This window comes from Pseudomonas sp. Hp2 (assembly GCF_006386585.1).
GTDB classification, from domain to species: Bacteria; Pseudomonadota; Gammaproteobacteria; order Xanthomonadales; family Xanthomonadaceae; genus Pseudomonas_S; species Pseudomonas_S boreopolis.
The window spans coordinates 571453-584709 of the sequence record NZ_VAHJ01000002.1; the positions used below are offsets into that span (position 1 = coordinate 571453).

Below are 13257 nucleotides of genomic sequence, written 5' to 3' on the forward strand. Positions count from 1 at the left end.
CTTCGAAGGCGAAGGGCGAAGCGCTGGGGCGAGACAGGGGTGAAGCCTGCGGTCGAGCGGCGCTTTTCGCTCACCCCCCTTACTCGCGTTGCGACCCATGCCGGCGTGGGCATTCCCAAGCCAAGAGGACGGCGCGCAAGCCGCGCCTTTCCATCTCGCAAGGAAGGGAGCTTGTCAGCCCTGCAGCTTGTGGAATATCTGCAGGCCGGCCAGCCACACGCCCAGGGCGCTGCCGAGATTGGTCAGCAGGAAGGTCAGCACGACCCGGGAGACCCGGTTGCGATACCAGCCGCGCAGGGTCTGCGCATCGTCGCGCAGGGTCAGGAAGTCCGGATAGGCCGGCTTGCGCATGTGCACTTCCACCAGCGCCGCGAACGCACCCGTCGGCACGCTCAGCCGGAACGGCTTGAACGGCGCCACGACCGCGGCGGTGGCGACGCTCAGCGGATGGCTGCCGGCCAGCAGCGCGCCCAGCGCGGCGAGGCCGCCGGTATACAGCGCCCACTGCAGCAGCAGGTCCGTGCCCATCGCCATGCCGCCGCGCCAGAAGCCGACCACGATGCCGGCCACGATCACGGCCAGGATGCCCAGCGTGATCCAGGGGATGCGTTTCTTGTTCTGTACCTCTTCCAGCGAGGTGCGCAGCGGGCCGGGCGCTTCCTGGTCGGACTCCAGGTGGCGGGCGAGGCCGGCCAGGTGGCCCGCGCCGACCACCGCCAGCACCTCGCGGCGCGCCGGCGTGGCTTCCTCGCGCAGGCGCGCGGCCATGTAGCGGTCGCGCTCGGCGATGATCGTCTCGTAAAGCTCCGGGCTCTCGCTGGCGAAATCGCCGAAGCTGGCCTCCAGCATGTCGCCCTGCTTGAGCTTCTCGATCTCTTCCTCGCCGACTTCGTCGGCGGCGAACAGGCCTGCCAGCAGGCCCATGGCGAGCTTGAGCTTGCCGAAGAAGCCGAGCCGGGCCGAGGCGCGCTTGAACGTGAGCCCGACCTCGCGGTCGATGAGGTGCACCGGCAAGCCGCGTTCGCGCGCCATCGTGACCGCCGCCTTCAGCTCGGCGCCCGGCTCGATGCCCAGCTGCTTGGCGAGGCGGCGCTGGTAGGCCGCCAGCGCCAGGTTGGCCGCGAACAGGGCCACGCGCCCCTTGCGGATCACCTGGACCAGATCGAGCTTGGCGAGCGCGTCCGGGTCGCTGATCGCCTGCAGGCGCTGCGCGTCCAGTTCCACCGCCACCGCGTCGTAGCGGCCGCTCCCGATGGCCTCCTGCACGGCGGCCACGCTGGTCAATGAAACGTGGGCGGTGCCCAGCAAGGTATAGCGCACGCCATCGCGCTCGACGATGCGGTACGGCTGGCCGGACAAGGCCAGCGCGCCGGCCGCTTCGGTGGGGTATTCGGTCATTGCGTCGTTTCGTTGGAAGGAGGTTGGTCGGCGCCCGGGCCCAGCGCACGCTGCATCTGCACCGTGTCCAGCCAGCGGCCGTGCTTGCGGCCCAGGCCCTTGAACACTCCGACCATCTGGAAGCCGAAACGTTCATGCAGCCGGATCGAAGCGACGTTGGCTTCCTCGCCGATCACCGCCACCATCTGCCGGAAGCCGCGCTCGGTGCAGGCATCGATCAAGGCCTGCATCAGCGCGGCGCCGATGCCGCGTCCCTGGCAGGCGTAGTCGACGTATACCGAGTTCTCCACGGTCCACTGGTAGGCCACGCGGGTGCGATAGGTGTTGGCGTAGGCATAGCCGACCACCTTGCCGTCCAGCTCGGCGACCAGGTAGGGGAAGCCGCGGCCGACGATGTCGCGCATCCGGCGGGCCATCTCCGCTTCGTCCGGCACTTCGTATTCGTACGTGTTGACGTAGTCGGTGACTTCCACCGCGTAGATCGCGGTGATGGCCGGGATGTCCGCCTCGGTGGCGGCGCGCAGATGGACGGTCATGGAGGCGGTCGGGTCAGTCGATGTAGCGCTTGAGCAGGTCGCCGTAGGCATCGATCCGGCGGTCGCGCAGGAACGGCCAGATGCGGCGCACGTGCTCGCTGCGTTGCAGGTCGACCTCGCAGGTCAGCACGGCCGGCTCGGTGCCGGCCTCGGCGAGGAATTCGCCCTGCGGGCCGAGCACGTGGCTGTTGCCCCAGAACTGGATGCCCGAGGCGCCCAGCGGCGACGGTTCGTGGCCGACGCGGTTGCAGCTCAGCACCGGCAGGCCGTTGGCGACGGCATGGCCGCGGTGGCTCAGCACCCAGGCATCGCGCTGGCGGGTCTTCTCGTCCTGCGCGTCGTCCGGGTCCCAGCCGATCGCGGTCGGGTAGAGCAGCAGCTCGGCGCCGGCCAGCGCCATCAGGCGCGCGGCTTCCGGATACCACTGGTCCCAGCACACCAGCACGCCCAGGCGGCCCACCGAGGTGTCGATCGGCTTGAAGCCGATGTCGCCGGGGGTGAAGTAGAACTTCTCGTAGAAGCCCGGATCGTCCGGGATGTGCATCTTGCGGTACTTGCCGAGCAGGCGGCCGTCCTTCTCGAGCACGACCGCGGTGTTGTGGTACAGCCCGGCCGCGCGGCGCTCGAACAGCGAGCCGACGATGACCACGCCGTGCCGCTTGGCCAGCGCGCCCAGGCGCTCGGTGCTCGGGCCAGGGATCGATTCGGCCAGGTCGAACTCGCCGACCGACTCGTGCTGGCAGAAATACGGGCCGTTGTGCAGCTCCTGCAGCAGCACCAGCCTGGCGCCCTGCGCAGCGGCCTCGGCCACGCGCGATTCGATGACGGCGAGATTGGCCTCGGCGTCGCCATGGTTGCGCTCCTGGATCAGCGCGACGGGGAGGGTACGTGGGTTCATGGGGAAGCAACTGCGGGAATGGAAGGAGAATGTTACCGCGCCATGCCTCGCGCCCCTGTGGGAGCGGCTTCAGCCGCGAGAGGCTTCTCGGTAAAGCCCATCGCGGCTGAAGCCGCTCCTATGCAGGGGCGCGGGGCGGGTCAGGCGGCCAGCAGGCCGGCCGGCAACTGCATGGTGATGCAGTGCAGGCTGCCGTTCTGCCAGATCAGCGGACGGCAGGGGACCTGGACGATCTCGCGGTCCGGGAACGCCGCGGCCAGCACGTCGCGCGCGGCATCGTCGGCCGGATCGCCGTAGGCAGGCATCAGCACCGCGCCGTTGACGATCAGGAAGTTGGCGTAGGAGGCGGCCAGGCGGCGGCCCTCGTCGATGATCGGCCGCGCCCACGGCAGCGGGAACAGGCGGTAGGGCTTGCCGTCGGCGGTGCGCAGCGCGGCCAGTTCCTCGCCCATCGCGGTCAGTTCGGCATGGTGCGAATCGGACGCGTCGTCGCACGCCTGGTAGACGATGCTGCCGGGCGAGGCGAAGCGGGCGAGGGTGTCGACGTGGGCGTCGGTATCGTCGCCTTCCAGGTAGCCATGGTCCAGCCACAGCACCCGCTGCTGCGCCAGCCAGCCGGCCATGTCGCTGCCCAGCGACTCGCGCGAACGCTGCGGATGGCGCTCGTGCAGGCATTGCCAGGTGGTGAGCAGGGTTCCGGCGCCGTCGGTGTCGATGGCGCCGCCTTCCAGCGCGAAGTCGATGCTGCGCACCTCGTGGTTGGCGAAGACCTGCGCCGCGTCCAGCACGCCGACCAGCTGGTCGTCCAGGCTCGCCTCGAACTTGCCGCCCCAGCCGGTGAAGCGGAAATCCAGCAGGCGGAAGCCGCCGTCCGCGCGCTTGAGCGTGATCGGGCCCGAATCGCGCAGCCAGGTGTCGTTGTACGCGGCCGGCACGAACCGGACCTTGTCCATGTCCACCCGCGCCGAGCGCAGGCGCGCCTCGGCATAGGTCTGCAGGTCCTCGTCGGCCACGCAGACCAGCACCGGCTCGAAGCGGGTGATCGCCGCGACCAGCGCGACATAGGTTTCCTCCACCTCGCCCAGGCGCTCGGCCCAGTCGGTTTCGGCGTGCGGCCAGGCGATCAGGACGGCGGACTGGGGTTCCCACTCCGCGGGAAAACGAAAGCTGTCGGTCATTACGGGCTGGTACTCACATCGTGCCCGGAACGGGGTCCGGGCGATTCATCGAATCCCCGCGCGCCGGGGCGCGGGCTCTGGCGGGGGCCATCTTAAGCCCCGCGCATGAATGCGCGGCTCCCGCGGCGGACCGCATCAACGGATGGCGGGCTTGGGGCCGATCTCGTCGGCGCCGGCCTGGTTGGCGACCACGTCGATCACGCGCTGTTTCTCGAAATAGACCGTGAACGCCGGATACACCCAGCGGTTGATGGTCGGCCATTGCCGCTTCTGGCCGCCGCGCGGCTCGAGCTTCTGCGACGGCTCGCCGAAGCGCGACTGCACCTCGGCCATGCTCTGGCCGCGCAACGGCAGCGCCTGCGCGGGCTTCTCCCGCACGCGCTCGATCAGCAAGGTGTCGGCGCTCGCCGGCGATGCCGAGGCGAGGGCGGCGAGCAGCGGCAGGACAAGGAAACGGCGGTTCATGATCATCTACTCCCCAGTGGATCAATCATTGAGTTGCCCGCACGGCGGTACGGGGGCTTGCGGAGGCCGATTACATCAGACGGCGATGGCGGAAACTCCGCCGGAAACGAAAAAACCGCCCAAGGGCGGCTTTTCCGGGTCTCGCGGTTCGCTGGCCGCCGATCAGCGCTGGCGGGCCTTGAAGCGCGGGTTCGACTTGCAGATCACGAAGACCTTGCCGCGACGGCGGACCACCTTGCAGTCGCGGTGACGGGTCTTCGCCGACTTCAGGGAGGACAGGACCTTCATGACACACCTCGGCGTAAACGTGGATTCAGGGAGGGGATCCCGGCACCTCCACCTGGGCGCCGATCCCGCAGTAAGCCCGGCATTGTACCTGGCTTTTCCTTGCTTTTTCAACTGATTGCGCCGGGGCGTGGACAGGCGGCCTTACAATGGCGACTTTGCCGCCCCAGGAGCCCCCATGAATGCTTCCATCCCCGTGCTCACCATCGATGGCCCGTCGGGGGCCGGCAAGGGGACGGTAAGCCGCATTGTCGCAGCCCGGCTGGGCTGGCACTACCTGGATTCGGGGGCGCTCTACCGTGCGGTGGGGGTGGCGGCCAGCTGGGCCGACCTCGACGTCTCGGACCCGGCCGCGCTGGTGCGCTGCACCTTCGACACCCACGTGGAGTTCGTCGAGCGGGAGGACGGGGGGCTGCGGGTCATGGTCAACGGCGTGGACGCCACCGACGAGCTGCGCCTGGAGACGACCGGGGCGCTGGCCTCGGCCATTGCGGCCATCCCGGAGGTCCGGGCGGCGCTGAAGGAGCGCCAGCGCTCGTTCCGGCGCCCGCCGGGCCTGGTCGCCGACGGGCGCGACATGGGGACGGTGATCTTCCCGGACGCCTCCTGCAAGGTGTTCCTGACCGCGAGCGCCGAGGAGCGCGCCTCCAGGCGGCATAAGCAGTTGATGGAAAAGGGTGTTTCGGTTATATTTGACGACCTGCTGCGCGAGGTCATGGCTCGCGACGCCCGGGATGCCCAGCGCGCGGTCGCGCCGCTGAGGCCGGCCGAAGACGCCGTCCTCATCGATACCACCGGCATGGACATCGAGGAAGTCGTGGAGCGCGTGATCGGGTTGCTGCCCGCTTCCTGAGCGGTCCGCCGCCCCGTTGCACGGCAGGCATCGTTGTACAAGTTGTACCCAAAGGCTCCGTCGCGCAGGCTGCGCGGCGGTTTTTTCCAATCCACACACGGCTGCGGTACGGGCCGACTAACCAGGGTGGGCGGTTCGCATCCGATGCAACGGGGCGATCGCCTGTGTGTTCAACCGAGTAATTTCAAATGACCGAATCTTTTGCCGAACTGTTCGAAGCCAGCCAGGCCAATCTGGCCAAGCTGAAGCCGGGTGCCATCGTCACCGGTACCGTCGTGGACGTCCGCGGCGACGTGGTGGTGATCAACGCCGGCCTGAAGTCCGAAGGCATCGTGCCGATCGAACAGTTCCGTAACGACGCTGGCGAGATCGATGTGGGCGTGGGCGACCAGGTCAAGGTCGCGCTGGACTCCATCGAGAACGGCTTCGGCGAAACCGTCTTGTCGCGCGAGAAGGCCAAGCGCGCGATGGTGTGGGACGAGCTGGAAGAAGCGTTGGAGAAGAACGAGACCATCACCGGCCGCATCAGCGGCAAGGTCAAGGGTGGTTTCACCGTGGACATCAAGGATGTCCGCGCGTTCCTGCCCGGTTCGCTGGTGGATGTGCGCCCGGTGCGCGACCCGGCCTACCTGGAAGGCAAGGAACTGGAGTTCAAGCTCATCAAGCTGGACCGCAAGCGCAACAACGTGGTCGTCTCCCGCCGCGCGGTGGTCGAGAGCGAGCATTCGGAAGAGCGCGAGCAGCTGCTGGACAAGCTGGTCGAGGGCGCGGTGCTGAAGGGCGTCGTCAAGAACCTGACCGACTACGGCGCGTTCGTGGACCTGGGCGGCATCGACGGCCTGCTGCACATCACCGACATGGCCTGGAAGCGCGTGCGCCATCCGTCCGAAGTCGTCAACGTCGGCGACGAGCTGGACGTGCGCGTGCTGAAGTTCGACCGCGAGCGCAACCGCGTCTCGCTGGGCCTGAAGCAGCTGGGCGAGGATCCGTGGGACAACATCTCGCGCCGCTACCCGGCCAACAGCCGCGTGTTCGGCAAGGTCTCCAACGTCACCGACTACGGCGCGTTCGTCGAGATCGAGCCGGGCGTCGAGGGCCTGGTGCACGTCTCCGAGATGGACTGGACCAACAAGAACGTCAACCCGTCCAAGGTCGTGCAGGTCGGCGACGAAGTCGAAGTGATGGTGCTGGACGTGGATGAAGAGCGTCGCCGCATCTCGCTGGGCATGAAGCAGGTCATGGCCAACCCGTGGGAGACCTTCGCCGCGACCCACAAGAAGGGCGACCGCGTGTCGGGCCAGATCAAGTCGATCACCGACTTCGGCATCTTCATCGGCCTGGACGGCGGCATCGACGGCCTGGTCCACCTGTCCGACATCAGCTGGAACACCACCGGCGAAGACGTCGTTCGCAACTTCAAGAAGGGCGATACCCTGGACGCCGTCGTCCTGGCCGTCGACCCGGAGCGCGAGCGCATCTCGCTGGGCGTCAAGCAGCTCGAGCAGGATCCGTTCGGCCAGTACATGGCCGCCAATCCGAAGGGCTCCAAGGTCGAAGGTGTGGTGAAGGAAGTCGACGCCAAGGGCGCCGTGATCGAACTGGCCGACGGCATCGAAGGCTACGTGTCGGCCCGCGACATCGCCAACGAGCGCGTCGACGACGCCACCCAGCACCTGAAGGTCGGCGACAAGATCGAAGCCAAGTTCGTGGGCATGGACCGCAAGGGCCGCACCCTGCAGCTGTCGATCAAGGCCAAGGACGAAGCCGAGACCGCCGAGGCGCTGGCCGAGTACAACAAGGCCTCGACCGTGGCCGCCGCCGGCACCACCAGCCTGGGCGCGCTGCTGCGCGAACAGCTGGGCGGCAAGTCCGAGTAAGCCCCGACGCGGCTTCCGCCGTGTCACTGGATCGGCCCGGGCAATCCCCGGGCCGATTCCGGATGTGCCAAGTCAATATCATCCTTCCCCATGACCAAGTCCGAACTGATCGAAATCCTGGCAAGGCGCCAAGCGCATCTGAAGTCGGATGACGTCGATCTTGCGGTCAAGTCGCTGCTGGAGATGATGGGGGAGTCGCTGGCCGGCGGGGATCGCATCGAGATCCGCGGGTTCGGCAGTTTCTCGCTGCACTACCGTCCGCCCCGGCTGGGCCGCAATCCCAAGACCGGCGAGTCGGTCGCGCTGCCGGGCAAGCATGTTCCGCATTTCAAGCCGGGCAAGGAGCTGCGCGAGCGCGTCAGCTCGGTGACCCCGGTGGATGTCGCCGAGTCCGGCGAATGAGCAGGCCCCGGCTCGGTTAAGCTAGGCGCTCCCCGAAAGGAGTCGAGCCATGAAGGCTTTTCGCTGGGTCCTGTTGCTCGTGTTGTTGCTCGTGGCGTTGCTCGCGGGCCTGATCATCGGCGCCGTCAACAACGGCGAAGTCACCATCGATCTGCTGGTCACCAGTTTCACGATGAAGCTGGGTTCGGTGATCGTTTCCACGCTGCTCGTCGGCCTGGCCGTCGGCGCGGTGCTGGCGCTCGCGGGCGTCGCCCTGCCGCTCTATGCCAGGTTGCGCGCGGCCAACAAACAGCTCGCCGGCAAGGCGGCGTCTTCCCAGCCGGGCGCTTCTGGCCCCACCCACGGCATCTGACACGCTATGGAATTTCTGACCGAGTGGTTCTGGTTCTTCCTGTTCCTGCCGCTGGCCGCGCTGAGCGGCTGGGTGATCGGCCGGCGGGGAGGGCAGCGGCATGGCGACACCCAGGTCAGCCGCCTTTCCAGCACCTACTTCCGCGGTCTGAACTACCTGCTCAACGAGCAGCCTGACAAGGCGATCGAGCTGTTCCTGCACATCGCCGAGCTGGACAAGGAAACCTTCGAGACCCAGGTCGCGCTCGGGCACCTGTTCCGCCGCCGCGGCGAGGTCGACCGGGCGATCCGCCTGCACCAGGGGCTGGTGCAGCGCTCCGACCTGACCGACCAGCAGAGGGTTCAGGCGCTGCTCGCGCTGGGCGAGGACTACATGAAGTCCGGGTTGCTCGATCGCGCCGAGACGGTGTTCACCGAACTGGCGCAGATCGACCAGCGCGCGCCGCAGGCGCTCAAGCACCTGATCGGGATCTACCAGGCCGAGCGCGACTGGGAGAAGGCGATCGACAACGCCACCCGCTACGAGCAGGTCACCGGCGAGCCGATGGGCAAGCTGATTTCCCAGTTCGAGTGCGAACTGGCCGACCGCTACCGCGGCGCCGGCAAGCCGGACCTGGCCTTGCAGGCGGTGTCGCGCGCTTACCAGGCCGACGCCACGTCGGTGCGCGCGGGCATCCTCGAGGGCCGGATCGAGGCCGACATGGGGCGCGACGAGGCCGCCGTGCGCGCGTGGGAACGCGCCGCGCGCCATGATCCCGAGTACCTGCCGGAGATCATCCCCAGCCTGCTGGCCGCCTACCGGCGCGTGGGCGATATCGCCGGCGCGCGCAACTTCCTCTCGGAAATGACCGAGCACTACCGCGGCATCGCGCCGGTGCTGGCGCTGACCCAGTTGATGGAATCGCAGGAGGGCCCGGTCCCCGCGCGCGCCTACCTGGGGCGGCAGCTGAAGGACCGGCCGTCGGTGCGCGGCGAGTCCGCGCTGATCGACCTGACCCTGGCCGCGGATGCCGACCCGACCGCGACCCTGCACGACCTCAAGCACATCACCGACCAGTTGTTGGTGCGCAATCCGAGCTACCGCTGCACGCGCTGCGGCTTCGGCGCCAAGACCCACCACTGGCAATGCCCCAGCTGCAAGGAGTGGGGGACGGTCAAGCCGCTGCTCAACTACGCGGTGGTGTAAGTGCCTGCCTGGACCGCGTGGTTGGCGCTCTCCTTTGTGGGAGCGCTTGCCGGGACCTGGGCGCTGCGGCGGTACGCGCTTGCGAAAGGCCTGATGGACCAGCCGGGGCAGCGGCGCAGCCATGCCGTGGTGACGCCGCGTGGCGGTGGCATGTCCATCGTGCTGGTCGTGCTGCTGGCGGCCGTGGCCGCGGCCTGGCTGTTCCCCCCGCACAGGTCCTTGCTGCTGGGATTCGCCGCGGGCCTGGTCGTGGTCGCGGGCATCGGCTGGTGGGACGACCATCGCCCCTTGTCGGCGGCATTGCGGCTGGCCGTGCATGCGCTCGCGTCGGCATGGCTGGGGTGGCTGTCGTATCGCGCCGGTGCCGGCCCGTTCGAGGCGATGTTCGCCGCCGGCTCGTGCGTGGTGCTGATCAACGTCTGGAACTTCATGGACGGCATCAACGGGCTGGCCGCCTCGCAGGCGTTGCTGGCCGCGGCCACTTTCGCCCTGGTGCTCCCTTTCCCCACCGCCTGGATCGCCGTGGCCCTGGCCGGCGCCTGCATGGGGTTCCTGCCTTTCAATTTCCCGAAGGCGCGGATCTTCATGGGCGATGGCGGCAGCGGCTCGCTCGGCTATGTCCTGGCGGCGCTGATGGCCTGGGCCGTGCTGGCGAAGGGCGCCGCCTGGTGGTGGGCCTGGGTCCCGCTGACGGCCTTCCTCGTAGACGCCGGCTTCACGCTCGTTGCCCGCATGCTCGCTCGCCAGCGTTGGTGGGAGCCCCATGCGCAGCATGTCTACCAGGGGCTGGCCCGGAAGCTGCAATCGCACGGTTGGGTTACGTTCGGGTATGGATGTTTCAGTGTGTTCGCGCTTGTCCTATTCTTGCTGCTTGGTGCAACGCAACGTTCATTTGCGGTGCCGGCAGTAGGGGCCTGGCTGGCTTTCGCCATGGCGATCTGGTTTTTCCTCCGTAAAGGACTGCGTGACCGTTGATGGAACGTTCGATGACGTCTTGGCGCGACAAACTTGCAGGTGTCATGCCGAAGGTTGCGGTAGTCGCGCATGACCTCTTGATGGTGTGGATCTGCTGGCAGCTGCTGCACGCCGGCCGCTATTCCATGCTGCGCGAATCGCCCGACCTGCCGTTGTGGGACTGGCGGACGGCGGTGGTGATGCTCGCGCAGGGCGTCGTCTTCTGGCGCGTGGGCCTGTACCGGGGCCTGTGGCGCTTCGCCAGCGTCCCCGACCTCTGGAACATCTTCAAGGCGAGCTTCCTGGGGCTGGTCGCGATCCTGGTGGCGTTGTCCTTCGACCGCTTCAACGGCGTGCCGATGTCGGTGCTCGTGGTCTATCCCATCGCGCTTGCCGCGCTGCTGGGCACGCCGCGCCTGCTGTACCGGGCCTGGAAGGACTACCAGATCACGCATTCCGCCGAGACCAGCCAGCGCGTGCTGATCCTGGGCGCCGGCCGCGCCGCCGAGGCGCTGGTGCGCGACCTGCGCCGCACCGGCGCGTTCTTCCCGGTGGGCTACCTGGACGACGCCCCGCACCTGCATGGCGCCAAGATCCAGGGGCTGACCGTGCTGGGCAGCCTGGACCAGGTCGCGTCGATCGCGCGCGAGACCGCGGCGAAGCTGCTGGTCATCGCGATCCCGTCGCTGGACGCGCCGGGCATGCAGCGCGTGGTCGGCCTGTGCGAGAGCACCGGGCTCCCGTTCCGGATGGTGCCGAAGCTGGTCAACGTGCTGGAAGGCCGTTCGCTGCCCGGCGAGCTGCGCGAGGTCGCCATCGAGGACCTGTTGAACCGCAAGCCGGTGACGCCGGATTGGAAGCTGATCCGCGGATGGCTGACCGGCAAGACCGTGATGGTGACCGGTGCCGGCGGCTCGATCGGCTCCGAGGTGTGCCGGCAGTGCGCGCGCCATGGCGCGCAGCGGATCGTGCTGCTCGAGGTGGACGAGCTGGCGCTGCTGACGATCGACTCGGACCTGCGCCGGTTGTTCCCGGACGTGGAGGTGGTGCGGGTGCTGGGCGATTGCGGCGATCCCGCGGTGGTGCGCTACGCGCTCGACCGCGCCGGCCCGGACGCGGTGTTCCACGCCGCGGCCTACAAGCAGGTGCCGCTGCTGGAGGAGCAACTGCGCGAGGCGGTGCGCAACAACGTGCTCGCGACGGAGAACGTCGCGCGTGCATGCCATCACGCAGGGGTCGAGACCTTCGTCTTCATTTCCACCGACAAGGCGGTGGAGCCGGTGAACGTGCTCGGCGCGACCAAGCGCTACGCCGAGATGGTCTGCCAGAGCCTGGACGCGCGCAACGGCTCCACGCGCTTCGTCACCGTGCGCTTCGGCAACGTGCTGGATTCGGCCGGCAGCGTCGTGCCCCTGTTCCGCGAACAGATCCGCCGGGGCGGGCCGGTCACCGTCACCCATCCCGAGGTGACCCGCTACTTCATGACGATTCCCGAGGCGTGCCAGCTCATCGTCCAGGCGGCGGCATCGGCCTCGCACGGCGCTATCTACACCCTCGACATGGGCGAGCCGGTGCCGATCCGGATCCTGGCCGAGCAGATGATCCGGCTCACCGGCAAGCAGCCGGGCAAGGACGTCGCCATCGTGTACACGGGCCTGCGGCCGGGCGAGAAACTGCACGAGACGCTGTTCTACGCCGACGAGAACTATCGCCCCACGGCGCACCCGAAGATCCTCGAGGCGGACGTGCGCGTCTTCCCGCAGGACCAGGTGCTCCAGCAGGTGGCCAGGTTGCGCGACGCGGTCGACCGCTACGACACGGTCGCCATGGAATCGGTGCTCGGCAGTTTGATGCCGGATTTCTCATCTGCCCGTCATGAGAGCGATGCACGCTCGGATACGGTCGTTCCCTTCCCCGCACGAGAGGTCAGAAGAATTTGATGAGCAAGCGCATTCGCAAGGCGGTTTTCCCCGTGGCGGGCCTTGGCACCCGGTTCCTGCCGGCGACCAAGACCGTTCCCAAGGAGATGTTGCCGATCATCGACAAGCCCCTGATCCAGTACGCGGTGGACGAGGCCATCCAGGCGGGCTGCGATACGCTGGTGTTCGTCACCAATCGCTACAAGCACTCCGTCGCCGACTACTTCGACAAGGCCTACGAGCTGGAGCAGAAGCTCGAGCGCGCCGGCAAGACCGAGCAGCTGGAGCTGGTCCGGCACGTGCTTCCCGAGGGTGTGCGCGCGGTGTTCGTCACCCAGGCCGAAGCGCTGGGCCTGGGGCATGCGGTGCTGTGCGCCAAGCCGGTGGTGGGTGACGAGCCGTTCGCGGTGCTGCTGCCGGACGACCTGATCTGGAACCGCGGCGACGGCGCGCTCAAGCAGATGGCCGACGCCGCCGAGGCCACGGGCGCCAGCGTGATTTCCGTCCAGGACGTGCCGCACGACAAGACCGCCAGCTACGGCATCGTCGCGACCGAGACCTTTGACGGGCGCCAGGGGCGCATCACCGGGATCGTCGAGAAGCCCAAGCCGGAAGTGGCGCCCAGCAACCTGGCGGTGGTCGGCCGTTACGTGCTGAACCCGAAGATCTTCGAACTGCTGGAACAGACCACGCCGGGCGCGGGCGGCGAGATCCAGCTGACCGACGCGATCGCCGCCTTGCTGAAGCTGGAGCCGGTCAATGCCTACCGCTTCGAAGGCACCCGTTTCGACTGCGGTACCCACCTGGGCCTGATCGAGGCGACGATCCAGTACGCGCTGGACCACGAGAAACTGAGTGCCTCGGCGCAGGACATCATGCGCAAGGCGTTGGCCGAATTGGGCTGACCCCGGCCGGCAAGGTTGTCTGTCGAAGGCGGACCCCGGGTCCGCCTTCG

The 13257-nt window shown here is 68.0% G+C and carries 14 protein-coding genes; 8 read left to right on the forward strand and 6 right to left on the reverse strand.

Features of this window, described 5'->3' with window-relative positions; translation table 11 throughout:
• Nucleotides 1-174: 174 nt before the first annotated feature.
• From FD678_RS07670 to ykgO, 6 genes are all read right to left on the reverse strand, one after another.
• Nucleotides 175-1398, reverse strand: coding sequence for a TraB/GumN family protein (locus tag FD678_RS07670; RefSeq protein WP_140720878.1), 1224 nt, complete (start codon nt 1396-1398; stop codon nt 175-177).
• Nucleotides 1395-1934 (reverse strand): GNAT family N-acetyltransferase, encoded by a 540-nt coding sequence (locus tag FD678_RS07675; RefSeq protein WP_140720883.1) that lies wholly within the window; start codon nt 1932-1934, stop codon nt 1395-1397. Before FD678_RS07675 ends, FD678_RS07670 begins: the two co-directional genes overlap by 4 nt.
• A 13-nt stretch (nt 1935-1947) precedes the next feature.
• Nucleotides 1948-2832 carry a carbon-nitrogen hydrolase gene (locus FD678_RS07680; RefSeq protein ID WP_140720886.1) on the reverse strand — a complete coding sequence of 295 codons (885 nt, stop codon included), beginning with the start codon at nt 2830-2832 and terminating at the stop codon, nt 1948-1950.
• Between the two features lie 140 nt (nt 2833-2972).
• Nucleotides 2973-4010, reverse strand: coding sequence for an agmatine deiminase family protein (locus tag FD678_RS07685; protein WP_140720889.1), 1038 nt, complete (start codon nt 4008-4010; stop codon nt 2973-2975).
• Nucleotides 4011-4145: 135 nt separating this feature from the next.
• Complete coding sequence (locus FD678_RS07690; protein WP_140720892.1) at nt 4146-4475, reverse strand: hypothetical protein; 330 nt, start codon at nt 4473-4475, stop codon at nt 4146-4148.
• A 162-nt stretch (nt 4476-4637) separates the two neighbouring features.
• Complete coding sequence (gene ykgO, locus FD678_RS07695) at nt 4638-4763, reverse strand: type B 50S ribosomal protein L36 (protein ID WP_005913193.1); 126 nt, start codon at nt 4761-4763, stop codon at nt 4638-4640.
• Nucleotides 4764-4938: 175 nt separating this feature from the next.
• Here ykgO and cmk point away from each other — a divergent pair, with 175 nt between their 5' ends.
• The 8 genes from cmk to galU all read left to right on the forward strand — a co-directional run bounded on the left by cmk (nt 4939) and on the right by galU (nt 13207).
• A complete protein-coding gene (gene cmk / locus FD678_RS07700; RefSeq protein ID WP_140720895.1) occupies nt 4939-5613 on the forward strand; it encodes a (d)CMP kinase in 675 nt (224 codons plus the stop codon).
• 188 nt (nt 5614-5801) lie between these two features.
• Nucleotides 5802-7490: a 30S ribosomal protein S1 gene (gene rpsA / locus FD678_RS07705; RefSeq protein WP_140720898.1), complete on the forward strand. Its 1689-nt coding sequence runs from the start codon at nt 5802-5804 to the stop codon at nt 7488-7490.
• A 75-nt stretch (nt 7491-7565) separates the two neighbouring features.
• Nucleotides 7566-7892: an integration host factor subunit beta gene (locus FD678_RS07710; protein ID WP_256661895.1), complete on the forward strand. Its 327-nt coding sequence runs from the start codon at nt 7566-7568 to the stop codon at nt 7890-7892.
• Nucleotides 7893-7941: 49 nt separating this feature from the next.
• On the forward strand, nt 7942-8244 hold the full coding sequence (locus tag FD678_RS07715; protein ID WP_140720904.1) for a LapA family protein: 303 nt from the start codon (nt 7942-7944) through the stop codon (nt 8242-8244).
• 6 nt (nt 8245-8250) lie between these two features.
• A complete protein-coding gene (lapB, locus tag FD678_RS07720) occupies nt 8251-9429 on the forward strand; it encodes a lipopolysaccharide assembly protein LapB (protein ID WP_140720907.1) in 1179 nt (392 codons plus the stop codon).
• On the forward strand, nt 9430-10404 hold the full coding sequence (locus tag FD678_RS07725) for an MraY family glycosyltransferase (RefSeq protein ID WP_218569567.1): 975 nt from the start codon (nt 9430-9432) through the stop codon (nt 10402-10404). It abuts the gene before it with no gap.
• A gap of 80 nt (nt 10405-10484) precedes the next feature.
• Nucleotides 10485-12323: a polysaccharide biosynthesis protein gene (locus FD678_RS07730; protein WP_218569568.1), complete on the forward strand. Its 1839-nt coding sequence runs from the start codon at nt 10485-10487 to the stop codon at nt 12321-12323.
• Nucleotides 12323-13207 (forward strand): UTP--glucose-1-phosphate uridylyltransferase GalU, encoded by an 885-nt coding sequence (gene galU, locus FD678_RS07735; protein ID WP_140720913.1) that lies wholly within the window; start codon nt 12323-12325, stop codon nt 13205-13207. Before FD678_RS07730 ends, galU begins: the two co-directional genes overlap by 1 nt.
• Nucleotides 13208-13257 lie beyond the last annotated feature (50 nt).

Excerpts from the sequence above, each read along its gene's own strand:
- FD678_RS07690 (WP_140720892.1), bottom strand. The coding sequence starts at position 4,475 with ATGAACCGCCGTTTCCTTGTCCTGCCGCTGCTCGCCGCCCTCGCCTCG.
- rpsA (WP_140720898.1), top strand. The coding sequence starts at position 5,802 with ATGACCGAATCTTTTGCCGAACTGTTCGAAGCCAGCCAGGCCAATCTG.
- lapB (WP_140720907.1), top strand. The coding sequence starts at position 8,251 with ATGGAATTTCTGACCGAGTGGTTCTGGTTCTTCCTGTTCCTGCCGCTG.
- FD678_RS07680 (WP_140720886.1), bottom strand. The coding sequence starts at position 2,832 with ATGAACCCACGTACCCTCCCCGTCGCGCTGATCCAGGAGCGCAACCAT.
- FD678_RS07685 (WP_140720889.1), bottom strand. The coding sequence starts at position 4,010 with ATGACCGACAGCTTTCGTTTTCCCGCGGAGTGGGAACCCCAGTCCGCC.
- FD678_RS07730 (WP_218569568.1), top strand. The coding sequence starts at position 10,485 with ATGGTGTGGATCTGCTGGCAGCTGCTGCACGCCGGCCGCTATTCCATG.
- ykgO (WP_005913193.1), bottom strand. The coding sequence starts at position 4,763 with ATGAAGGTCCTGTCCTCCCTGAAGTCGGCGAAGACCCGTCACCGCGAC.
- FD678_RS07670 (WP_140720878.1), bottom strand. The coding sequence starts at position 1,398 with ATGACCGAATACCCCACCGAAGCGGCCGGCGCGCTGGCCTTGTCCGGC.
- galU (WP_140720913.1), top strand. The coding sequence starts at position 12,323 with ATGAGCAAGCGCATTCGCAAGGCGGTTTTCCCCGTGGCGGGCCTTGGC.
- cmk (WP_140720895.1), top strand. The coding sequence starts at position 4,939 with ATGAATGCTTCCATCCCCGTGCTCACCATCGATGGCCCGTCGGGGGCC.
- FD678_RS07675 (WP_140720883.1), bottom strand. The coding sequence starts at position 1,934 with ATGACCGTCCATCTGCGCGCCGCCACCGAGGCGGACATCCCGGCCATC.
- FD678_RS07715 (WP_140720904.1), top strand. The coding sequence starts at position 7,942 with ATGAAGGCTTTTCGCTGGGTCCTGTTGCTCGTGTTGTTGCTCGTGGCG.